This window comes from Brachybacterium phenoliresistens, assembly GCF_039530785.1.
GTDB classification, from domain to species: Bacteria; Actinomycetota; Actinomycetes; order Actinomycetales; family Dermabacteraceae; genus Brachybacterium; species Brachybacterium phenoliresistens.
On the sequence record NZ_BAAAOW010000001.1, the window covers coordinates 259006 to 281055 of the forward strand.

At 74.5% G+C, this 22050-nt stretch carries 19 protein-coding genes; 11 read left to right on the forward strand and 8 right to left on the reverse strand.

Annotation, left to right across the window (positions count from 1 at the left end; all coding sequences use genetic code 11):
* Positions 1–86 precede the first annotated feature (86 nt).
* Entirely contained in the window at positions 87–917 is an 831-nt protein-coding gene (locus ABD234_RS01160) for a C40 family peptidase (RefSeq protein ID WP_038370221.1), read from the forward strand.
* Between the two features lie 133 nt (positions 918–1050).
* Here ABD234_RS01160 and ABD234_RS01165 read toward each other — a convergent pair whose 3' ends face one another.
* The 4 genes from ABD234_RS01165 to ABD234_RS01180 all read right to left on the reverse strand — a co-directional run bounded on the left by ABD234_RS01165 (position 1051) and on the right by ABD234_RS01180 (position 9565).
* Positions 1051–3060: an HNH endonuclease signature motif containing protein gene (locus ABD234_RS01165; protein ID WP_051486401.1), complete on the reverse strand. Its 2010-nt coding sequence runs from the start codon at positions 3058–3060 to the stop codon at positions 1051–1053.
* A gap of 377 nt (positions 3061–3437) precedes the next feature.
* Positions 3438–6866 carry an error-prone DNA polymerase gene (locus ABD234_RS01170; RefSeq protein ID WP_038370220.1) on the reverse strand — a complete coding sequence of 1143 codons (3429 nt, stop codon included), beginning with the start codon at positions 6864–6866 and terminating at the stop codon, positions 3438–3440.
* Between the two features lie 36 nt (positions 6867–6902).
* Positions 6903–8621 carry a DNA polymerase Y family protein gene (locus tag ABD234_RS01175; RefSeq protein WP_051486400.1) on the reverse strand — a complete coding sequence of 573 codons (1719 nt, stop codon included), beginning with the start codon at positions 8619–8621 and terminating at the stop codon, positions 6903–6905.
* Positions 8621–9565: a hypothetical protein gene (locus ABD234_RS01180; protein WP_038370219.1), complete on the reverse strand. Its 945-nt coding sequence runs from the start codon at positions 9563–9565 to the stop codon at positions 8621–8623. The genes ABD234_RS01175 and ABD234_RS01180 overlap by 1 nt, the downstream gene beginning before the upstream one ends.
* Positions 9566–9906: 341 nt before the next feature.
* On the opposite strand from ABD234_RS01180, the gene ABD234_RS01185 reads away from it, so the two are divergent.
* Both ABD234_RS01185 and ABD234_RS01190 read left to right on the forward strand, forming a co-directional pair.
* Entirely contained in the window at positions 9907–10938 is a 1032-nt protein-coding gene (locus tag ABD234_RS01185; RefSeq protein ID WP_344353462.1) for an NAD(P)-dependent alcohol dehydrogenase, read from the forward strand.
* 66 nt (positions 10939–11004) lie between these two features.
* Complete coding sequence (locus tag ABD234_RS01190; protein WP_051486399.1) at positions 11005–12087, forward strand: GNAT family N-acetyltransferase; 1083 nt, start codon at positions 11005–11007, stop codon at positions 12085–12087.
* A gap of 25 nt (positions 12088–12112) precedes the next feature.
* Here ABD234_RS01190 and ABD234_RS01195 read toward each other — a convergent pair whose 3' ends face one another.
* Entirely contained in the window at positions 12113–12454 is a 342-nt protein-coding gene (locus tag ABD234_RS01195; protein ID WP_051486398.1) for a hypothetical protein, read from the reverse strand.
* Between the two features lie 235 nt (positions 12455–12689).
* Here ABD234_RS01195 and ABD234_RS01200 point away from each other — a divergent pair, with 235 nt between their 5' ends.
* The 6 genes from ABD234_RS01200 to ABD234_RS01225 all read left to right on the forward strand — a co-directional run bounded on the left by ABD234_RS01200 (position 12690) and on the right by ABD234_RS01225 (position 16184).
* Positions 12690–12866 (forward strand): hypothetical protein, encoded by a 177-nt coding sequence (locus tag ABD234_RS01200; protein ID WP_198025321.1) that lies wholly within the window; start codon positions 12690–12692, stop codon positions 12864–12866.
* Positions 12867–13087: 221 nt separating this feature from the next.
* Entirely contained in the window at positions 13088–13690 is a 603-nt protein-coding gene (locus tag ABD234_RS01205; RefSeq protein WP_051486397.1) for a GNAT family N-acetyltransferase, read from the forward strand.
* A gap of 4 nt (positions 13691–13694) precedes the next feature.
* Positions 13695–14645: an AraC family transcriptional regulator gene (locus ABD234_RS01210; protein WP_051486396.1), complete on the forward strand. Its 951-nt coding sequence runs from the start codon at positions 13695–13697 to the stop codon at positions 14643–14645.
* The gene (locus tag ABD234_RS01215; protein ID WP_051486395.1) at positions 14642–15178 is read left to right on the forward strand and encodes a 2'-5' RNA ligase family protein; all 537 of its coding nucleotides are present in this window, start codon (positions 14642–14644) and stop codon (positions 15176–15178) included. The genes ABD234_RS01210 and ABD234_RS01215 overlap by 4 nt, the downstream gene beginning before the upstream one ends.
* Positions 15178–15651, forward strand: coding sequence for a hypothetical protein (locus ABD234_RS01220; protein ID WP_038370217.1), 474 nt, complete (start codon positions 15178–15180; stop codon positions 15649–15651). Before ABD234_RS01215 ends, ABD234_RS01220 begins: the two co-directional genes overlap by 1 nt.
* Positions 15648–16184 carry a histidine phosphatase family protein gene (locus tag ABD234_RS01225; RefSeq protein ID WP_198025320.1) on the forward strand — a complete coding sequence of 179 codons (537 nt, stop codon included), beginning with the start codon at positions 15648–15650 and terminating at the stop codon, positions 16182–16184. The genes ABD234_RS01220 and ABD234_RS01225 overlap by 4 nt, the downstream gene beginning before the upstream one ends.
* Before the next feature lie 109 nt (positions 16185–16293).
* Here ABD234_RS01225 and iscB read toward each other — a convergent pair whose 3' ends face one another.
* The gene (gene iscB, locus ABD234_RS01230; RefSeq protein ID WP_344353474.1) at positions 16294–17934 is read right to left on the reverse strand and encodes an RNA-guided endonuclease IscB; all 1641 of its coding nucleotides are present in this window, start codon (positions 17932–17934) and stop codon (positions 16294–16296) included.
* A gap of 257 nt (positions 17935–18191) precedes the next feature.
* Here iscB and ABD234_RS01235 point away from each other — a divergent pair, with 257 nt between their 5' ends.
* Both ABD234_RS01235 and ABD234_RS01240 read left to right on the forward strand, forming a co-directional pair.
* Positions 18192–18935 (forward strand): class I SAM-dependent methyltransferase, encoded by a 744-nt coding sequence (locus tag ABD234_RS01235; RefSeq protein ID WP_038370215.1) that lies wholly within the window; start codon positions 18192–18194, stop codon positions 18933–18935.
* 8 nt (positions 18936–18943) lie between these two features.
* The gene (locus tag ABD234_RS01240; RefSeq protein WP_344353478.1) at positions 18944–19588 is read left to right on the forward strand and encodes an HAD family hydrolase; all 645 of its coding nucleotides are present in this window, start codon (positions 18944–18946) and stop codon (positions 19586–19588) included.
* 12 nt (positions 19589–19600) lie between these two features.
* Here ABD234_RS01240 and ABD234_RS01245 read toward each other — a convergent pair whose 3' ends face one another.
* Together ABD234_RS01245 and ABD234_RS01250 are read right to left on the reverse strand one after the other, a co-directional pair.
* Complete coding sequence (locus ABD234_RS01245; RefSeq protein WP_038370214.1) at positions 19601–20992, reverse strand: NupC/NupG family nucleoside CNT transporter; 1392 nt, start codon at positions 20990–20992, stop codon at positions 19601–19603.
* A gap of 102 nt (positions 20993–21094) precedes the next feature.
* A complete protein-coding gene (locus tag ABD234_RS01250; RefSeq protein ID WP_038370213.1) occupies positions 21095–21976 on the reverse strand; it encodes a LysR family transcriptional regulator in 882 nt (293 codons plus the stop codon).
* Between the last annotated feature and the right edge of the window lie 74 nt (positions 21977–22050).

A 22050-nucleotide genomic window follows, 5' to 3' on the forward strand; every position in this document is an offset into this window, starting at 1 on the left:
GGACCTCCCCGGATCGCGGATCCGCATCGGACCAGACATCGCAGCACCGCCCGCTCCTGCGGACGGAACGGAAGGAATCACCGAGAATGGCGAAGCACAGCACCCACCGCGTCCCCGGCCGAGCAACCTACGGCGCGACCCGTCTCGCATTCCGCGGCCTGGGCGGCGCGGCGATGCTCGGCACGGTCGTGATCGGCTCGGCCTTCGCGGCGCAGAGCGCGACGGCGGCGCCCGCTGCCGAGACGGCCGCTCCCGCCGAGATCAGCGCCGTCGCCCCGGCCCATCCGGTCGCGACCGCGAACCAGCTCACGGCGGACGGCGGGACGCTCTACGAGGGCGTGCGCGGCGATCGGGTGGCGACCCTGCAGACCATGCTGAACACCCATGGCGCCGATCTCGAGGTCGACGGCAGCTTCGGCCCGCTGACCCTCGCCGCGGTCCTGGACTATCAGGAGAGCAACGGCCTTCAGGTCGACGGCCGGGTCGGCCCGGAGACGCGCGGCTCCCTCAACGGCGGCTCCGCCGAGGTCAGCGCCTCCGCCGGCACCGCGGTCGCGACGAGCTCCGAGGAGTCCTCGTCCTCGAGCGGCCAGGCGATCCTGGATGCCGCCCGCTCGCAGATCGGCGTGCACTACTCCTGGGGCGGCGAGTCCGCGAGCACGGGCTTCGACTGCTCCGGCCTGACCCAGTACGCGTACGCGCAGGCCGGGATCGATCTGCCGCGCACCTCGAGCGCGCAGGCCTCCGCCGGCACGCAGATCTCGCAGTCGGAGGCCCAGGTCGGCGATCTGGTCGTGTGGCCGGGCCACATCGGCATCTACGCCGGGGACAACACGGTCGTGGACGCGGGCTCCTCGAAGGGCTCCGTCTCCGAGCGCACCATCTGGGGCGACCCCACCTTCGTCACCTACCGCTGATGCTCGGCACCTGATCGTCCCCTGACCCGCGGCGCCGCCGCACCGGGGTCGACGTCGCGCAGGGCACCATCCTCCCGGGGATGGTGCCCTGCGCGTCGTCTGATGTCCTGGAGCCCGATGAGGTCCGCGGGCCTCAGGCGGTCCGAGCTGCGCGGCCCCGGGTCGCCGAGCCTCGGGCCGCTGAGCCCCGGGCGGCCGAGCCCCGGGCAGCACGCCGCCGGGCGGCGCGGGTGCGGCCGACGACGGCACGCTCCTTCGCCCGGGCGGAGAGGCGCTCGCGGCGTCGGGCGGTGCGGCGCTCGGCCCGATTGAGGGTCGGCGGCCGCTGCGAGGGCGGGGTGGGCGAGGAGCCGACCGCACCGTAGGGGCTGACCCAGACGACCCGGGTCGCGCCGGGCCGCTGCGCATCGGCGACCACCTCGACGCGCCAGCGCCCCGTCTCCTTGTCGTAGTTGCCTGCCGCGCACAGGCCCTGCCCGTTCGAGAAGGCCGTGGCCCCGCCCTGGGCGTGGGCGTGGATGTGGTCCAGGTGCCGCGGGCCCGCGTTGCAGTACGGGACGCGGCAGACCCGGTCGCGGCTCAGCAGCATCCTCCGGGTGTTCACGGGGAAGGCGCGCGAGGTCGAGTCCATGGCGACGAGCTCGCCGCTGGCGGGGTGGGTGTACAGCCGGCGGTACACCATGCGGGCCGCGAGCGCCTCGGCCCGGGCGTCGGCCTCGGCGTCGCTCGCGCCGAAGTCCCCGTAGGGCGAGCCGGCGAGGGCGTTGGTCACCGCGCGCGAGGGCGCGAGCCCGTACCCGGACAGGGCCGCGTGCTCGGTTCCGTCGTCGAGGTGGAACAGGGCACGGTCGGTGATGGTGACGAGCAGCTCGATCCGGGGTCCCCTCGGCGGCGCCGCCGGCCGGGCGATCCGGGACCGCCCCGGAGGGAACAGGCTGTCGGGCATCGGCCCGCCGCGCGGCGGGAGGGGACCCGGCGGCGCGGCCCCGAGGGGCGCCGGCGAGGAGAGCTGCGGCCCGCAGGCGGAGCCGAGCGGGCCCGGCGGCCAGGACGGCTCGCCGCGGGGCGCGTCCTGCCGGGATGCCGCGGGAGCGCCGACGACGGGCGCGATGATCTCGCCGGTGCCGAGGTCGAGGAGGGGGCTGTCCTCCTCGATCCATTCCGGCATGCAGGGGGCGACCTCCACGGGAGGATCCCCGCTCAGCGCGTCGCAGTAGTAGTTCACGGCCTCGACCAGCACGTCGACCCGCGCCGCGCCGACCGGGGCGCTGCCTCCGGCGGCGCGCGCGGATTCCGCCGCGGCCTGGACGACGGCTTCGATCTGCACCGCGCCGAGCGCAGGGAGCACCGCGGTCAGCCGCGCCATGCCGTGGCGCTGGGGCGTGATCTTCAGGTACCGCCTCCGGGCGGCGCGGACGGCGCGCTCACGGGAGGCGATCGGGTCGGACCGCTTCTGCACGATCTCCTCGACGTGCTCGCGCACCGCGGTGATCCCGAGGCCGTCCAGCTGGGCGAGGTCGCGGCCGATCTCGGCGTCGACGGCCTCGCACACGGCGGGCGGCTCGTCGGCGAGCACGGCGCTCACCGCGGCGACGGTCGCCTCGGGGAGGCGGGCCGTGGACTTCGCCTCCTGCAGCACCGGCATCGAGGTGCTGAGCCGGCGGGCGGCCGTGAGGGCGGCGGAGGCGGAATGGCGGCTGGTGCGGCGGGCGACGGCGATGTTCGCGGTGACGCCGGCGTCCAGCCGGCGCCCCGACGCCCCCGCGGTCCCGTTCTCCCGGCGGATCCTCGCGGCCGCCTCCAGCATCCACGCGTCCTCGACCGCGCCCAGGCTCGTGCGGGTCTGGGACAGCATGGCCAGCATCGCCAGCGCCTCGTCCGGCGTGCCCGGCTCGACGTCGACCACGGCCCGCTGCGTCGACCGGGAGAGCCCTGCGGCCCTCGCCGCACCGCCGACCAGGTCCACCACCGCCGACAGCGCCGGCGTCCCCGCCAGCGGCTCCAGCGCCGCACGGATCACGGCGACCGCGCCGTCGAGACCCGCGGGCGATGCCGCGTCCTGCTGCTCCGGAGCGGTGCGCTGCGGCACGGCCGGGACGGCGGCGCCGTCCTGGCCGATATGCTGCGGGACCCCTTCATCCATAGCCCATATCCTACCCCGGAAAACGGACATATGGGGGCTCCCGCCGGAGGTTCGGCGGATTCTGTGGATGATTCCGCCTTGGGGAGGAGAAGCAGGTCCGGGTGCAGTCCTCGGCCCGCTCCCTCGGACGTAGGACCTCGTCCCCCGAGCGTCTCCCGAGGTCTGCTCCGACCGTGCGCCGCTTGCAGGAGAGACGTGATGACCTGCCGCGACACATCGACGATGCTCGCCGCTCTCCCGGTGCCATGCGCGCGCCGCCGCGGCGGGGCACCGCCGGACCGGCATGGCGGGCAGGGGCGGGACATCGGCCGCAGACGTCCCGCAAAATTCCCGTCATCGGCCCGGGGATAGCCCGACCCGCATTTCCATGCCGCGTGTCATTGGAAATCCCGTGATCTCCCGGCGGCCGGCAGGGCGATCTGCCGGACACCGTCGGCGACCAGGTTGACCGCCCCGGTGCGGTTCTCGACCACGCCCCGCAGGACGACCGCCCGGCTGGTGCGCAGCACGGCGCGGTGGCGCATCCAGAACCCCTTCGAGCAGACGACGTTGAGGATCCCCGTCTCGTCCTCCACCCCGAGGAAGGTGATGCCGGTGGCCGTCGCCGGCCGCTGCCGATGGGTGATGACGCCGGCGACGTGCACGCGGGAGCAGTCCTCGGCGGTGCGCATCGAGGCGATCGTGCCGATCCCCTGCGCGGCGAGCTCCTCGCGCACCAGCGCCATCGGGTGCTCGCCCGGCGTGATGCCGGTGGCCCAGGAGTCCGCGGCGGCGAGCTCCGCATCGCTCATCCCCGGGAGCATCGGCGCATCGGCCCCGACGGCCAGGTGCGGCAGGGTGTCCGGGGACTCCTGGGCGGCGGCGCCCGCCGCCCACAGCGCCTGGCGCCGGGAGGAGGCGAGGCCGTCCAGCGCCCCGGCGGTCGCGAGGGCCTCGAGCTGGCGCGCGCTCAGCCGCACCCGCCGGGCGAGGTCCGGGATCGAGGCGAAGGGGCCCTCGCGCTCCCGGGTCTCGACGATCTTCTCCGCGACCTTGTCGCCGATGCCGCGCACCTGCGTCAGCCCCAGGCGGATCGCCGGGCCGGCGGCGGCCCGCTCCCCCTGCACCTGCGCCCCGGGCCGGTCGCCGATGCGGTAGGGCCGATGCTCCTCGTCGAGCTCGAGGGTGGTCTCCACGTCGCTCACGGCCACGTCGACCCCGCGGGTGAGGACGCCGTGGCGGCGGGCGTCGGCCACCAGGGACTGCGGCGAGTAGAAGCCCATCGGCTGGGAGCGCAGCAGGGCGGCGGTGAAGGCCGCCGGGTAGTGGCACTTGAGGTAGGAGCTCGCGTAGACGAGGTAGGCGAAGGAGTAGGCGTGGGACTCGGGGAAGCCGTAGTTGGCGAAGGCGAGCAGCTTGCGGTGGATGGCCTCGGCGTCCTCCCCCACGATCCCGTGGCGGGCCATGCCGGCGAAGAGGTCGTCGGACAGCGCCATCATCCGCTCGGTCGAGCGCTTGGCGCCCATGGCGCGGCGCAGCTGATCGGCCTGGGCGGGGGTGAAGTCGGCGACGTCCACGACCATCTGCATCAGCTGCTCCTGGAACAGCGGCACGCCGAGGGTGCGGTCCAGGGACTTCTCCAGCAGCGGGTGGATGTAGGTGACCTCCTCCTCCCCGTTGCGGCGGCGGATGTACGGGTGGACGGAGCCGCCCTGGATGGGGCCGGGGCGGATCAGGGCGACCTCGACGACGAGGTCGTAGAACTCGCGCGGCCGCAGCCGCGGAAGGGTGGAGATCTGGGCGCGGGACTCGACCTGGAAGACGCCCACGCTGTCGCCGGCGCACAGCATGTCGTAGACGGCGGGGTCCTCCTGCGGGAGGGTGCGCAGCTCGAAGTCCTCGCCGTGGTACTCGGCGACCAGGCGCAGGCAGTGGTCAAGGGCGGTGAGCATGCCCAGGCCCAGCAGGTCGAACTTCACCAGGCCCGCATCGGCGCAGTCCTCCTTGTCCCACTGCAGGACGGTGCGGTCCTCCATGGCGGCCCACTGCACGGGGCACAGCTCGATCACGGGCCGATCGGCCAGCACCATGCCGCCGGAGTGGATGCCCAGGTGGCGCGGGGCGTCGCGCAGCTGCATCGCGAGGTCGACGACGTCGGCGGGGATGTCGGTGCCCTGCAGGGAGGTGAAGGAGCGCTCGATCTGCTTGGACCAGGCGTCCTGGCGGCCCACGTCATGGCCCAGCGCCCGGGCGGCGTCACGCACGGCGAGCTTGGCGCGGTAGGTGATGACGTTGGCGACCTGCGCCGCGTTCTCACGGCCGTAGCGCTGGTAGACGTGCTGGATGACCTCCTCGCGGCGGTCGGAGGCGATGTCGAGGTCGATGTCCGGCGGGCCGTCCCGCTCCGGGGCGAGGAAGCGCTCGAACAGCAGGCCGTGCTGCACGGCGTCGACGGCGGTGATCCCCAGGGCGTAGCAGACGGCGCTGTTGGCGGCGGAGCCGCGGCCCTGGCACAGGATCCCCTCGCGGCGGCAGAAGTCGACGATCTCGTGGACGATGAGGAAGTAGCCCGGGAAGTGCAGGTCGATGATGACCTTCAGCTCGTGGTCGATCTGCGCCCAGGCGCCGGGCACCCGCTCGGGACGGCCCGGCGCGGGGCGGGGGCCGTAGCGCTCGCGCCCCTCGACCTCGACGAGCTCGACCAGCCAGCTCGCCTCGTCATGGCCGCCGGGCACCGGGAAGGGCGGCAGGTCGGGGGCGAGCAGCTGCAGGTCCAGGGCGCAGTCGCGGCCCAGGCGCGCGGCCTCGGCCACGGCGCGGGGGTAGCGCGGCAGCAGGCGCGCCATCTCCTCGCCGCTGCGCAGATGCGCCAGGCGAGCGGCGAGATGCGGATCGGCCTCCTCGAGGCTCACCCCGGCGCGCAGGGCGGCGTGGGCATCGGCCAGGCGCTTGTGGCCGGGATGGGCGTAATGGGCACCCGTGGTCGCCACCACCGGCAGGGTGATCTCGTCCAGGCCCGTCTCCTCGCGGACGATCCGCGCACCCTGGACCAGGGCGTCGTGCAGCTCGTCGTCCAGCGGCCCCTCCCCCGCGCCGAGCTCGACGGCGACGTTCCCGGCGCCGAACAGCTCGATCAGACGGCCGATGCCGGCTGCCGCGGCATGGGCGGCCTGCTCGAGATCGCCCTCCTCGAGCAGGGGGCGCACGGCGCGCTGCACGGCGCCCTTGCGGCAGCCGGTGAGGATCAGCCAGCGGCCCTCGCGGGCGATCCGCGAGAGCTCGGCGAGGCGGTAGCGGGGGGCGCCCTTGGTCCTCCCCTCGAGGTGGGCGCGGGCGATCGCGGCGGACAGCTCCCGGTAGCCGGTCTCGTCGCGCACGAGGACCAGCAGGTGCTCTCCCGCCGGATCGGGGACGCCGGTGCGGGCGGGGGTGAGCACGGGCGTCGCGCTCGCGATGTCGGCGCCGGGCTCGAGGCCCAGCGTGAGCTCGGCCCCGAAGACGGTGCCGATGCCGTGCTCGCGGGCGGCGCGGGAGAAGCGCACCGCCCCGGGCAGCCCGTCGTGGTCGACGATCGCGAGGGCCTGCAGGCCCAGCCGGGCGGCGGTGGCGACCATCTCCTCGGGGCTCGAGGCGCCGTCCAGGAAGCTGAAATGGGAATGAGAGTGCAGCTCCGCATAGGGGACCTCGGCGCGGGGGCGGTAGCCGTCCGTGGCGCGGCGGCCCGTGCGCACCACCTCGATGGGCGGGTCCACGAGCGCCGCGGGACGGTCCGACAGCACCGCCTCGAGGTCCTTCCAGGCCGGGGGACCCAGGAACCAGCGGCTCATGGCGCGGCACCTCCGGCCGCTCCGGGCATGCTCGCCTCAGTCATAGATCCCCTCCACCTCCCAGCGGCCCTCGCGGGACAGCGCCAGCAGCGCGATGTGATCGCCGCCCGCCGCGTCCTCCTCCCCGATCACCAGCTGCAGCCGGGCGGCGCGGCGGCCGTCGGGGCGCCACCAGCGCTCGTCCAGCAGCACGGGAGCGCCGTGCCCGAGCACCCGATGGCGCGACCCGGCCCGCAGCCCGCGCGCGACGAGCCCCTGCGCCCCCTCGGCGGGCACGCGCAGGAGCGCGGGGGCCTCGCTGAGCAGGCCGCGCGCGGTGACGACGACGGCCTCGCCGCGCGCGTCCTCGAGCAGCACCGGCGGCGGGGTGCGGAAGACGGTCGCGGGCAGGGGCCGGGGAAGGCTGCCGGGCCAGGGACCGGGGCGGGACGCGGGCTTCTCCGCGCGCCAGGGCACCAGGCGCACCTGATCGGCCAGCAGGCGCCCGCCCACGGGGGCGGGGACCAGCACCGCGCCCTCCCCCGCCAGGCCCTGGGCCCGGGCGAAGGCGCGCCCGGCGCGCTGGGCGGCCTCCCCGGCGCTGCCCCACAGGGCGGCGGCACCCTCCCCCGCGGGCATGAGCTGCAGCGGCTGCAGCAGCAGCTGGGTGATCGCGCCGGTCTCCCCGCGGCCCAGCCGTGCCCGGGTGAGCCAGCCGTCGCACTGCCAGCGCACGCGGTCCACGACATCGGCGGGCGTGAGCTCCCCGTCGTGGCGCCAGGTGCGCTCCATCTCCTCGCCCTGCTCGGTGCGGCCGATGATCCGCAGCCGGGTGCAGATCAGCCCGCGTGCGACGAGCATGCCGTGCAGCTCCTCGGCCATCGGCCGGGCGGCGAAGGCGGCCTGGTCCGAGCGCACCAGCGGAGGATCCAGGACGCGCAGCACCTCCACGGGCTGCTCGGGATGGTGCATGGCCGGCGGGGTGGACTCCCCGCCGCGGGCCAGCAGGTGCAGCTGGGCGACGTCGGGGCCGAAGCGGTCCTGCACGGAGGTCGCCGGCAGCGCGGCGAGCTCCCCGAGGGTCCGCACGCCCAGACGGGTGAGCAGGTCGATCACCTCGGCGAGATCGAGGCGGCCCGAGCCGACGGCGGCCGGGCGGTCGCGGTGCCCCCAGCCGGGGCCGACGGGCGCCTCGCGCAGGGCGGCGATGTCGTGGGGGGCTAGGTACTCGGCGCTGCGGCCGGGCCGCACGATCCGCCCGGCGCGGGCGGCCAGCAGGGCGGCGAAGGGGCCGTCGGCGATGCCGACCTGGGCCTCCCAGCCGGTGAGGTCGGCGACGGCGTCGAGGATCCGCTCGGCCAGGCGCTCCTCCCCGCCCTGGTGCCGGGCGGGACCGCGGGCGGCCATCAGCACCACGCCGGGGCGCAGCACGTCCACGCCCGCGGCGACGGTGTCCACCGCGGCGGAGACCAGCTCGAACAGCCCGGCCTCGTGCTCGCGGTCGGTCTCGAGCACGAGGGCGTCGGGGCAGGCGGCCTGGGCGGAGCGGCGGCGCATCCCCACGGCCACCCCGGCCGCGGCGGCCGCCGCATCGGCATGGACCACCCGATGGCGCTCGAGGAGGATCACGGCCGGGGCGTCCTGCGCGTCGTCGCGGCGGTCCAGCGCGGCCAGCAGGCTCCACCGCGGCACGAGCACCGCGGCGGTGCGGGTGGCCGCCGGGACCTCCTCCCCCGGCGGCAGCAGCGCCTGCGCGGGCATCGTCCCCGCGGCCATCAGACGGCCCTGCGCAGCGTGGGGAGGACGGACGCCTCGCGGGCGCCGCGGGCGGCCGGCGTCGTGGCGAGGGCGCCGCGCACGTCGGGCAGCAGCACCTCGACCTCGCGCCGCCCCGCGATGCCGCGGCCGGCGGAGCTCACCCGCACCCGCCGCCCGCGCAGGCGGCCCGAGCCGGCGCCGAGGCCGTGCCAGCGGGCGCCGTGCGCCTCCAGGCGCAGGTCCGCACGGTCCGGCGGGGAGGCGGCCAGCACCAGCGCGTCCCGGGTGCGGGCGCGACCGGTCAGGGTGCGCCACAGGGCCGGGGTCAGCCGCAGGTCCGGGCCGATGACCACCACTCCCACGCCGTCGACCAGGGCGGAGAGCACCTGCGGAAGCTGCGGGAGATCCTCGACGTCGGTGCCCGGGACGATCGCGAGGCGGCTCGGATCCGCCCCGGCGTCCAGCAGGCCGCGCAGGCCCAGGTCCGGCATGCCGGCCACGGCGCACCAGGAGTCCTCCCCCATGGCGGCGACGGCGAGGGCCAGCAGCAGGGAGGAGCTCGCCTCGCCGGTGACCGCGACGCTGCTGCCGGCGCGCAGCGTGCCGGAGGGGATCAGCGGGGCGAGGGCGGGCGGGACCGGGAGGCGGCCGGGGGCCTGCGCCGGGGCGACCTCGACGGGGTCGTCGGCCGGGGGCGCGGGGGCCCTCCCGGGAGCATCGGGCCGCCCGGGCGGCGGGAGCAGGCGCATCGGGGCCCGCACGGCGGCGCCCTCGGGCCCGGCGGCGCCCTCGGGCCCGGTGGGGCTCTCGGACGCGGTGGGGCTCTCCCGCAGGGCGGTGCGGTCGATCCGCCCGCCCCAGCGCGCGGCCGAGAGCTCTGCCGCGCCGAGCGCGCGGCGGGCGCGCGCGAGCCTGTCGGCCTTCTCCTCGCGCTTCTCCTCGAGCTGCACCGCGGTGCCCATGGTCCCCTCCGCCTCCTTCCGCGACCTCACCGCCGGGACCCCACGGACCCGAACCGTCGTCGAACGCGTGTTCGACTGTACGCCTGGATCCGGTGAGTCCGTCAAGCGGGCAGGTCACCGCTTCGAACATCTTTGCGAATCCTGTCGGAGGGGTCCGACAGATCTCCGGGGGATGCCGGGCGGGCGCGGCGTGCCGATCCCAGGCGATGCATGGAAGTATCAGAAAGTCGGACCGGGGAGGCTGGATCACGCCGTGGGGTTCCGGGCAGACTCGAGCCACCGTCGCCCCCGATCGTCGTCGCGTCGCAGAGGACGCGCCCGTACAGAAGGAGAAGCACCGCATGCGAGCACTCGTGCTGCAGGAGAAGGGTCGGATGTCCATCGAGGAGATCCCGGACCTGGGCTCCCCCGGCCCCGGCGAGGTGAGGATCGCGATGCACACCGTGGGCATCTGCGCCTCGGACGTGCACTACTACACCGACGGGAAGATCGGCCCCTTCGTCGTGAACGCCCCCATGGTGCTGGGCCACGAGGGCGCCGGCACCGTGGTCGAAGTCGGCGAGGGCGTCACGCACCTGGCTCCCGGGGACCGCGTGGCCATGGAGCCGGGCGTGCCGAACCCGGCCTCCCGCGCGGTGAAGGAGGGCAACTACAACGTCGACCCCGACGTGCGGTTCTGGGCGACCCCGCCGGTGCACGGCTGCCTGGCCGACGAGGTCATCCATCCCGCCGCGTACACCTATGCGCTGCCGGAGTCGCTGAGCTTCGCCGAGGGCGCGCTCATCGAGCCCTTCTCCGTGGGCATGTACGCCGCGACCACGGCGCAGATCTCCCCCGGCGACGTCGCCGCCGTGATCGGCAGCGGGACCATCGGCATCATGATCGCCCTCGCCGCCCGCGCCGGCGGGGCGAGCCGCGTCTACGTGAGCGACGTGCTGCCGCAGAAGCTGGGCCTGCTGGAGGGGCTCGAGGGGATCATCCCCGTGGACGCCACCCAGGAGGATCTGGGCGAGCGCGTGCGCGCCGAGACCGACGGCTGGGGTCCCCAGGTCGTCTTCGAGGCCTCCGGCGCCGCCCCCGCCTACAAGGGCCTGTGGTCGCTGCCCGCCCCCGGCGGGCGCATCGTCCTGGTGGGCATGCCCACCTCCGACGTGCCCTTCGACGTGTCCACCGCCGCCGCCCGGGGCCTCAGCATCGAGACGGTGTTCCGGTACAAGAACGTCTACCAGAAGGCCATCGACCTGGCCGCGACCGACGCCGTGGACCTGGGCCGCTTCGTCACCGACACCTTCGCCTTCGACGACTCCATCCAGGCCTTCGAGCGCTTCCTCGAGGGACGCCCGACGGATGTGAAGCTCCAGATCACGCTCTGAGCCGGACGGGCCTGCCGGCCCCGGAGCTCCCTGGTCTCCTGGGCCGGCGCCGTCTACCGTCGAGCCATGCGCGTCACCCTGCAGCCGCTGCGTCCCTCCGACGCGGCCGCCGTCGTCGCCGCCGAGGACGAGGCGACGGTGCGCTGGCTCAGCGGCGGCCGGAGCACCGTGGAGGGGACCGCCGACTTCGTGCGGCGCCTGGACCGGGAGGCGGAGCAGGGAGCCGCCAAGCGGGCGTTCGGGATCTGGCTCGACGGCGCATGCGTCGGGACCGTCGACTACGACCCCGATGTGACCGACGGCCTGGAGCCGGGGGACGTCAACATCGCCTACGGCGTCGCCCCGCGGGTCCGCGGGCGCGGGATCGCCGTCCGGGCGGTCGAGCTCCTCTGCGAGGTCGTCCGCGAGCGTGGGATCGGGGGCCGCGCGGTGATCCGGGCCGACGTCCGGAATCCTGCCTCGACCCGGGTCGCGGAGAAGGCCGGATTCACGTACCTGCGCGACGTGACGAGCTCGACGGAGCGGCAGGACGACGGGGCTCCCGTGACCCTGCGGGTCTACGGCCGAGAGCTGGTGCACGGGTCGCGGCCCGGCGGCGGTGCCACGGATCCCGAGGGCGTGTCATGTCGCCTCGCCGCCCCGGGCGATGACGAGATATTGAGGCGCGCGCTGCATATGGCATGGCGCTGGGACAGGGAGTGGGACGAGGCCGACTTCCGGCACCATGTGTCGCGAGATGCTCCCGATCTGTACGTGGATCATTTCGGGATGCGGGCCGGGGACACGGGCATCCTCGCCATGGCCACCGGCCCGGACGAACGCCCGATCGGAGCGGCCTGGTACCGCTACTTCTCGAACGACCGGCACCGTGAAGGGTTCGTGGACGAATGCACTCCCGAGATCGTCCTGGCGGTCGGGCCGGAGCATCGAGGACAGGGAATCGGCGGTCTGCTGCTCGAGCGCCTGCTCGACCTGGCTCGCCGACGCGGAGTCGCTCGCCTCAGTCTTCACGTCGATCTGGGCAACGACCGGGCGCTGTCCCTCTACCGATCCCGAGGCTTCGCTCCCGTATCGCAGACGAGGAAAGGACTCGTGATGAGTCTTCAGATGCAGCTCGACAGCGACGCGGGTGCGCACGACTCGGCGTAGCAGCCGCCCCGAGGACGAGCCCAGCCTAGGCATCCCCGTCCTCGCGCGCGTTGAACCCGAAGATCGCCTCCCCCACCACGGCCCACACCGAGAACAGGGCGACGCCCACACCGAACGCCCCCAGGTCCGCACGCTCCGGGGCGCCGCGGCGCCCCCGGCGTCCGATGATCAGGAGGCCGGCGGCGAGATTGGTCGCGCCCCAGAGGGCGTTGATCGTCGGGGGCGACTGGCGTCCCGCGAGCGGGGTGAGCATCCGCCGTCCTGCGGCTGCGGCGGCGAGATGGGGAAGGCTGTTCGCGCACAGCACCCCGGCCGCGACGGCGATCGCGATCGGGCCCGTCTCTCGGGTCTTCTCGGGCTCGGACATGGGGACCTCCTGGGGTCGAGGGGGACGGTCGCGGGCGACAGCGCCATCGAACCTGCGGCGCCGCGAGATCGGGAGAGACCTTCGTCGATCGGAAGGTCGGGGCCCGTCCGACCCCTGGGGACGACGCGTCCGGAGGCGTATCCTGAAAGGCGGGAGCGGCCCGGTGACGTGGTCGCGATCGGCGGGCCTGCTTCTGGTGCGCTCCACCTCGCGACCTCGACCTCGGAGGTCTGTCATGAAGGTTCTCGGAATCATCCTTCTCGTCGTGGCCGGGATCCTGCTGTTCCTCACGCTCAGCTCGTTCTACTCGACGACCATGACCGCGTACCGCAGCCATATCGCGCGATGGGCCCTCGTGATCGGCGCGGTCGCGGTGGGCCTCGGCATCGTCGGGATCGTGCTCCTGGTCTGAGCACCGGCCCGCGCCCGCATCCGCACGCGGCGCGCCACCCTCGCCCACGGCCAGCAGATAATCCGTGTTCCACCACGAACAGCATTCTTCTGCTGTCCGGCCAGCCGGGGCGGAGGCCTGCGGCGTCCGCCGCGCTGGTACCGTTCTTCGCGCGCGGAGCATGCCGAGCTCCCGCAGGGACATCGGCGGCGATCTGCGGATCGCGCGGTGAGGAGATGGGCATGAGGCCTCTCCCGGGAGCACCCCCGGAGGACCTGGGCGACGGCGTGGTGACGCTGCGCCTGCGCCGCGAGAGCGACGCCCCGCAGATCACGCGGGGGCGCCGCGACCAGGAGGCGCGGCGATGGCTCGGGGATGCCGGAGCCGTCGACGCCTCCCCGGCGGCCGCCGTCGAGAGGGCCCGGATGCAGTGGAGCACCGGCCGGAGCGCCCCGTTCGTGATCGCCGACGCCCGCACCGACGAGCCGCTCGGTCAGATCCGGCTCATGATCCACGACGATGCCGCGCGCCTGGTCTACATCGTCTATCCCGAGATCCGCGGGCTGGGGGTCGCGACCCGTGCGGTCCGGCTCATCACCCGCTGGGCGCTCCAGGAGCTGGGGCTGCGCACCATCGTGCTCGAGGCCGATGTCCGCAATGCCGCCTCGATCCGCGTCGCGGAGAAGGCGGGCTACCGGCGCCGCGCCGATCGTCCCGAGCCCCATGACCGGGACCGGGACGGGGACCGGTCGCCGGAGGCCGGCAGGTCCCCGGCCCCGGGGGATGCCCCCGTGGTGGCGGTCTTCGAGTCCGGGCCCGAGCCCTCGCTCGAACCGGAGGAGTGAGCGGATGAGACGCGCACGGCCGGGCTCCGGCGCAGGGGTGCCCGAGCCGGTGCGGGAGCACATCGTCCCGGATCACGCCAGCGCGATCCGCTGGTTCGAGCACGACTACCCGCATCCGCTGGCGCGCTGGCACCACCATCCCGAGATCGAGATCCATCGGATCCGCGCCTCGAGCGGCACCGCCCTGCTCGGCGGCGCCGCGCGGGCGTTCGGCCCGGGCGATCTCGCCTGGATCGGACCGGATGTGCCGCACGACTGGGTCAGCGTCCTGGACCCCGGGGAGACCGTCCCCGGCCGCGATGTGCTCATCCAGGTCGGTGCCGCGTCCCTGGACGGCCTGGTCTCCGCGCTCCCGGATCTCGCGGGGCTGGCCGGGCTGCTCGAGGACGGCCGCGGGGCGATCGTCTTCCACGGCCGCACTGCCGAGGCGGGCGGGGAGATGATCGAGCAGCTGGGGGCCCTGCACGGGACCCGGCGGGCGATCGGCGTGCTGCAGCTGCTGGAGGTCCTGGCCGCAGCCCCGCCGCACGAGGCGGAGCGCATCGACACCACCTCCGTGCAGCTGCCCGCGGAGGACGCGGACCGGTTCGCGGCCGTGCTCGCCCACATCCACGACCACCTCGCCGCGCGTCTCACCCTGGGCGACGTGGCCGCCGCCATCGACGTCTCCCCGTCCACGGCCTCGCGGCTGTTCACCCGCGCCACCGGGGCGGGGTTCTCCCGCACCCTGAACCGCCTGAGGATCTCGGAGGCGACCCGGCTGCTGCTGACCACGGAGCTGCGGGTCGCGGACATCGCCTGGCAGGTCGGCTACACCAACCTCTCGAGCTTCAACCGGCGCTTCCTCGAGGAGGTCGGCACCACTCCCCTGCGCTACCGGCGCACCCGGACGCGGCCGGGGCATGATGGGCGGCACGAGCACCCCCGGTCCCCGGCGCAGGAGGCACGATCATGACGGTCGACGAGGAGCAGAGCGTCCTGCTGCTGCGCGTCCCGGCGGCGGAGGCCGCCGTCGGAGAGCATCGGCGCCGCCTCGACGCCGCCGCGCAGGACGGCATCCCGGCGCACGTGACGATCCTGTTCCCGCTGCCCGCCCCGTCGCGGCTGCGGGAGGAGGACGAGGAGTCCCTGCGCACGATCTTCCGGCGCACGCCGCCGTTCGACCTCGCCGGGACGTCGACGGCCTGGTTCGCGCAGCGCGTCCTGTATGTCGCCCTCGAGGACGACGCGCCGGTCCGCGCTCTCACCGCCGAGGTCGCCGCGGCGTTCCCCGAGCATCCTCCCTACGCCGGGGCGGTCCCGCTGGCGGACGTCGTCCCGCACCTGACCATCGGCCATGACGCGCCGGCGCCGCAGCTGCGCGCCGCCGAGGCGGCGGTGCGCGAGCGGCTCCCGTTCTCCCAGAGGATCGATCACGCGGAGCTGTGGGCCGGGGCCGACGGGCCCTGGCGACACTGCCGCTCGTACCCTCTCGGCGGGAGCCGATGATGGCTTGCGCCGTCCGGGCCGTCCGGGCCGCTCGGGTCGTCGCGTCGTGCGCCGCGAGCGCCGTGCTCGTCGCCCTGCCGGCGTGCTCGATGCCCGCCGAGGAGCGCACCGTCGCGGCATGCCCCGGGTATGTCGCCTACGACTCGCCGGCCGACAGGGCTGCGGCCTCGGACCTGGTCGCCCGCGCGACCGTGCGCGCTCCGGGCAGCCCCTCCGAGGACGGCGAGCTCATCGCGCACGTCGAGGAGGTCGTGCGGGGTGAGGCGGAGCTCCTCGGCGCCGAGCTGGAGATCGATCTCAACGGCGAATGCGGCGACACCCCCAGCAGCGTGCTGCCCGCGGACTTCGACCCGGAGGATCCGATGATCGTCTTCCTCGTCGGCTCGCAGGAGACCGCCTGGCGCCTGCTCACCCCGGTCGACGGCGTCATGCCCTACGACCCGGCGATCGCGGACGAGCTCGAGCAGCCGTGACCGGCGGGCCCTCCTCCCGGCGCATCCACCTGCTGCGACATGCGATGCCTCTGACGGATCCGACCGTCGAGCCCTCACGGTGGGAGCTCAGCGGGCCGGGAAGGCAGGCGGCGCGCCGCATCGCGGGAGAGATCCCCGTCCACGCCCGGCTCCTCAGCAGCTCCGAGACGAAGGCGATCCAGACAGCTCGCCTCGCCGCGGCGCGGGAGCCGGTCATCGACGGCCGGTTCGACGAGGTCCGGCGGCCCGGCGAGCCGTTCGACGATCGTGCCCGAGAACGCCGACGGGCCTGGGTCCTGGGCGAGCTCGATGCCCGGCACACGGGATGGGAGAGCGTCACGGAGGCCGGTGCTCGGTTCGACAGCGCCGTCCGGGAGCACGACGCCGACGATCTGGTGATCGCCACCCACGGCATGGTCATCACCGCCTGGCTCATCACCACGAGGCGTCTGAGGAGCGGGGCCGAGGCTGCCGACTTCTGGGCCCGCCTCCCGTTCCCTGCGCTGATCAGCATCGACCCGAACGGCAGCTGAGCGCGCCGTCACGCTGCTCGGGCCCGGCAACTCCACGCCTGGCACGTTCTGCCACCGGCGCACGAGGTCGGATCGACCCCATCAGCTCGCAGCTCCGGCGAGAGAGCGCTCAGGCGGCCAGCGCCACCGGCGCGCGGAGATGCCGGTACCCGTCCCCGCGCTGGAGGACGGTGATGTGGCGGTGCCCGATGTGCTGGACGGTGCTGCGGGCGGTGGTGATGTTGCAGGAGCCGCTCGCCCGAACGGCGACGCGGCCCACGTGGGTCCCCGCTCTCCTGCCGCTGGGGACCACGGCGCGCACCAGGTCGCCGGTGATCAGCCCGTGGTGCATCTTGCGCCGGGTCAGGCGGAGCCGGGGGAAGCCGTACCGGTCCATGCGGGTGCGGGAATAGGAGCCGCGCCCCATGGAGACGGCGACATGCTGCAGCGCCGGCAGGGACGCGATCGCGTCGACGCGGCCCACGCACAGCGCATCGGTCACGTGGTCCCAGGGCAGGCCGGCCCGGGAGCGGTTCCACTTGGTGCGCCCTCCCGAGTGGGTGCGCACCTCGGGGCCGACGGACTGCAGCGCGCGGCAGAGGGCGCTGCGGGAGACGGACACCGAGAGGTCCTGCTGCACCACGGAGGCGAGGCTGCGGCGCACCCGGGCGAGCACGGCGGGCCGGCGGGCGAGGTACTCCTCCACCTCGCGGTCGCCCTTGTCGCGGTTGCAGGGGACGCAGGCGGCGACGAGGTTCGCCGGCGCGTCCGGCCCGCCGTGCGCCCGGGCACGCACATGGTCCAGCGTGAGCGGGACGGAGGCGGCGCCCAGGCCGCTCGCACCGCAGTACACGCAGGTCCGGCCGTCGCGCTCCAGGACGTATTCGCGCACCTCGGTGCCGTGCAGGGTGCCCTGGCCGCGGTCGCCCACGGCGGCGTCGGCCCGGTGCAGGGCACGGGCGTCGAAGCGCGGGACCTCGAGGTCGATCCGCGTCACGGGGGCCCAGGCGGCCAGGCGGCGCGCCCAGGTCACGGTGGTCTCCGCCCGATGGCGGATCGACGGGGCGAGCCAGCCCGCGGCACGGGCGCGGTTGTCGAAGCGCGGCGCCCGGTAGCGGAGCTTGCGCGAGCGCCGGCCGCGGCGCAGGGCGGAGCGTGCCGAGAGGCGGTCGCGGATCACGGCGCCGCGATGGTCCACCCGCAGGAGGAAGAGGCCGTGTCGGATCGTCGTCGCCCGGCCGCTGCGGGGGTCGGGGACCTCCTGCTCGCGCGCCAGGGCGACGCCGGTATGTCGGAATCCCGGGTCGATGCCCAGGACGAGGGGCTCTGTCTCCGAGTCCTCGACCCTGCGGTCGACGATCCGGAGGACGAAGGGCTGCACCCGATGCACTCGGGCGCGGCCGGAACGAAGCAGCTGACGCGCACGACGCGGAGTCGTGGGCATGAGCGGCTTCCCGCGCCGATCCAGGACGAGCACCCGTGCCTCGGCGCGGCGAGGCGCATCCGAGGTCCCACCCTCGGATGCCGGTTGCTCGTGGGTGACGGGATCACTCCCGCCGTCCGGGGGCGGGAACGAGCCCTTCCCCGGTGACGCCGCGGACGGAGCCGCGGTCTCCCCTCGCCCACGGTGCACACCCGTGTCCTGGATGGTCCCAGGCTCGACGCCCCGTTTCGTCCCTGCCCCGGGGTTGTCTGCTGACGTCGATTCCAGAGCAGGCCGCTGAGGAAGCACGGCCTGGTGGGTCTTCTCGCGTGTGTGCAACGTAGTCACCTCCCTCTGAGCGGTGTCTCGAGCTGGTCAGACTCGACATCCACCGATGTGCCCTGGGGCCCGTCGATGTCTGTGGTGGGGCGCCTGACTCACCACCATCAAGAGAACGCACCGGCCCGATCCTCGGATCGATGCGTTCGCCGCCCGCGGTTCTCCCGCGCGGACGGGCATGACGATTCGGTCAGACGTCCACGATATGACGTCAGCCTGGGGAAATCGCTGGACACGCCGCCCGGCGCGCGGGCTACTGTCGCGGGATGAGCACGCACGAGCACACCCGGCAGGCCTGGGACGAGGCCTCCCGCAAGCACGTCGACGAGTACGCGGAGCTGCGGGACGAGGCGCGCACGGCACGTCTGCTCCCCATCGAGGAGGAGCTGCTCGCGCCGCTGCTGCCGGGGGCGCGGGTGGTGCACCCGCAGAGCGGCCACGGGATCGACGACCACGCCCTCGTGCGTCTGGGCGCCGCCTCGGTGCACGGCCTGGACTACAGCCCGACGGCCGTCGATGCGGCGGCGCGCCGGGCCCGGGATCTCGCCGTCCCCTGCACCTACGAGGTCGCCGAGCTGCCGCACACGCCGGCGCCCGCGGGCATGGCGGATCTCGTCTACACCGGCAAGGGCGCGCTGATCTGGATGGAGGACCTCGACGCCTGGGCCGCGGAGATGCACCGCCTGCTGCGGCCCGGCGGGCACCTGTTCGTCTACGAGGCCCATCCGCTGGTCCCGCTGTGGACCTGGGACGCGGATGCGCCGCGCGTGCGCGAGGACCGCAGCTACTTCGGCGCCTCCCATGTCAACGACACCTTCCCCGCCCGGGGCGCCGTCGAGCACCAGAGCACGCTCGCGGGTCTGGTGATGACCGTGCTCGGGGCCGGGTTCGAGCTGCTGCACCTGGCCGAGCATCCCGAGCCGTTCTGGCGCCCCGAGGGCGAGGCCCCGGCCGCCGCCTGGGACGGACGGCTGCCCAACGCCCTCAGCCTGCTGGCCCGGCGCGGCTGAGCGCGCCCGTGCGCCTGCTCCTGGACCTCGACAACACCCTCGTCGACAGGGATGCCGCGTTCTCCCGCTGGGCGGCCGCGGCGATCGCGGCGGCCGGCGGCGGCGATGCGCAGCTGCAGCGGCTGCTGGCCGCCGATGCCCACGGCTATGCACCGCGGGCGCAGCTCCTGCCGGTTCTGCGGGAGGTCCTGCGGGCCGAGGAGCTCGACGATGCGGCGCTGCGGGAGATGCTGATGATGGATCACGTCGCCCAGGTGCGCCCGGCGCCGGGCGTGCTCGAGCAGCTCGACCGGGCGCGCCGCCGCGGCATCGGCCTCATCGCGGTCACCAACGGGATCTCCGCCCAGCAGCGGGCCAAGATCGCGCGCACCGGGCTGGAGCCGCTGCTGGACCGGGTCGTGATCTCCGAGGAGGTCGGGGTCGCCAAGCCCGACGAGGCGATCTTCCGCATCGCCCTGGAGGGGCCGGTGCCCGATGCCGCGACGTGGATGCTCGGCGACCATGCCCGCTCGGACATCGGCGGCGGTCGCGGCGCGGGGCTGCGCACGGGCTGGGTCGCGCACGGACGCCCCTGGGACCCGGCCGACGGGCCCGTGCCCGATGCGGTCGCACCGAGCTGCGCGGAGCTGCTGGCGCAGGTGATCGACGCCTGAGCGCCGGGCGGGTCAGCCGATGAGCATCCCGGCGATCGCGGCGCTCATGAGGTTGGCGAGGGTGCCGCCGAGGATGGCGCGCATGCCCAGCTCGGCGATCTCGGAGCGCCGCGAGGGGGCCATCCCGCCCAGCCCGCCCAGCAGGATGCCGAAGGAGCTGAGGTTCGCGAACCCGGTCAGGGCGAAGGTGATGATCGCGGCGGTCTTGGGGCTGAACGCCTCGACCTGGGGCCCGAAGTTCGCGAAGGCCACGAACTCGTTGAGCACGATCTTCTGGCCGATGAAGCTCCCGGCGGAGACGGCCTCGCTCGGCGGCACGCCCACCAGCATCATGAACGGCGCGAACACCCAGCCCAGGATCGCCTCGAAGGTGAGCCCGTCGGCGCCGAACCAGCCGCCGACCGTGCCGATCAGCAGGTTCAGCAGGGCGATGAGGGAGATGAAGGCCAGCAGCATCGCGCCGACGGTGACCGCCAGGCGCATGCCGTCGGCCGCGCCGGAGGCGGCGGCGTCCACGACGTTGCGGTGACGGGGCACGTCGGGATCCTCCGGGGCGGCGTCCCCGGAGGCGGCGTCCCCGGAGGCGTCGGCCGCGGGAGCATCGGCCGAGGTGGCATCGGCCGCGGCGGCATCGGCTCCCGAGCCGCCGCCGGCCATGCGCCGGAAGCGCTCGGCCAGAGGCAGGGACTCCCCCGCCCGGCGGTGCGCGGAGGCGTCCACCCGCTCGCGCTCGCGGGCGACCGCCTCCGGGTCGTCCTCGGGGACGAGGATCTTCGCCATCAGCAGCGCTCCGGGGGCCGCCATGAAGCTGGCGGCGATGAGGTACTCCAGCGGCACCCCCAGCAGCGAGTAGCCCACCAGCACGGAGCCGGCCACGGTCGACAGACCCCCGACCATCACCGCGAACAGGCCCGATCGGGACATGCCGCGGATGTAGGGGCGGATCACCAGGGGCGCCTCGGTCTGTCCGACGAAGATGTTCGCGGCCGCGTTGACCGATTCGGCGTGGCCCGTGCCGAGCACCTTCCCGAGGATGCCGCCCAGCAGCGCGACGACGCGCTGGAGGATGCCCCAGTGGTAGAGCACCGCGGTGAGGGAGGCGAAGAAGACGATCACCGGCAGCACCTGCAGCGCGAAGACGCTGCCGTCCTCGGGGATCAGCGGGCCGAACAGGAAGGAGATGCCGGCGCCCGAGGTGTCGATGACGGCCTGGAACGCGGCGGAGAGCTTCTGCAGCAGCCATCGGCCGGGGGCCCAGTACAGGACCAGCACCCCCAGGCCCAGCTGCAGGGCCAGCGCCCCGAGCACGGTGCGCAGGCGGATCGCCCGCCGGTCGCTGGACAGGGCCACGGCGATGACCAGGAGACCGAGGATCCCGCCGATCCCCCAGAGCACGTCGATCATCGCGCTCACCTCGCAGACGTTCTCGATTCCAGGGCGTGATCGCCGGTCAGTGTACGGGGCGCGGCCCGTGACCGGTCCGCCGCCCCGCCGCCGCCCAGAACGTCAAGAGCGGGCGTCCGGGACCTCCAGGATCTCCAGGAGCGCCCGTGCGGCGGGCGGGACGTGGAACGCGCTCCATGCCAGGTGCACGACCCGGGCCGGGCCGTCGCGGACCGGGATCGTGCGCAGCTCCTCGTCCGCGGGGACCACGGCGGGCGGCAGCAGCACGACGCCGAGGCCGTGCCGGACCAGCGCGAGCATGGTCTCCGGGCTCATCACCTCGAACGCGACCTCCCGGGAGATCCCGGCGGCGCGGAACGCCAGGTCCGAGGGCGCCCGGCCCGGCGCCCCCGCGGGGAAGTCGATGACGGCGGCCTCGGCCAGGTCCTCGAGGTCGAGCAGGCTCCGGCCGGCGAGCGGGTGGTCGGCGCGCATCACGGCGACCAGGTGCTCCCGTGCCAGGACCCGGGAGCGCACGCCGCGGGGAGGCGCCGTCTCCGGGAGGCCGAGGACCGCCACGTCCATCCCGCCCTGGCCGATGGCGGTCATGAACTCGTCGCTGCCGCCGCTGCGCAGCCGGATGCGCACCGCCGGGTGGGCCCGCCGGAGTGCCCCGAGCGCGGCCGGGAGGTCGATCGCGGTCACCGTGGGGATCATGCCGAGGGTCAGGACGCCGCGGATCTCCCCGTCCGCGGAGGCGGCATCGGCCGCGGCTCGATCGGCGGCCGCGAGGCTCTCCCGGGCGGCGACGAGGAAGGCCTCCCCCGCGGCCGTGATCTCGACGCGGCGGCTGCTGCGGGCGAACAGGGCAGTGCCCAGCTCCCGCTCCAGCGCCTTGATCTGGTGGCTGAGCGCGGACTGCACGACATGGCACCGCCGGGCGGCGCGCGTGAAGCTGCGCTCCTCGGCGACGGCCACGGCGTACCGCATCTGCTGGAGCTCCATGGATCCATGATCGCTGTGCATGCATGGGATGACAACGATGTGTTGGACTCATGAACGCGGGCCGATGAGGATCG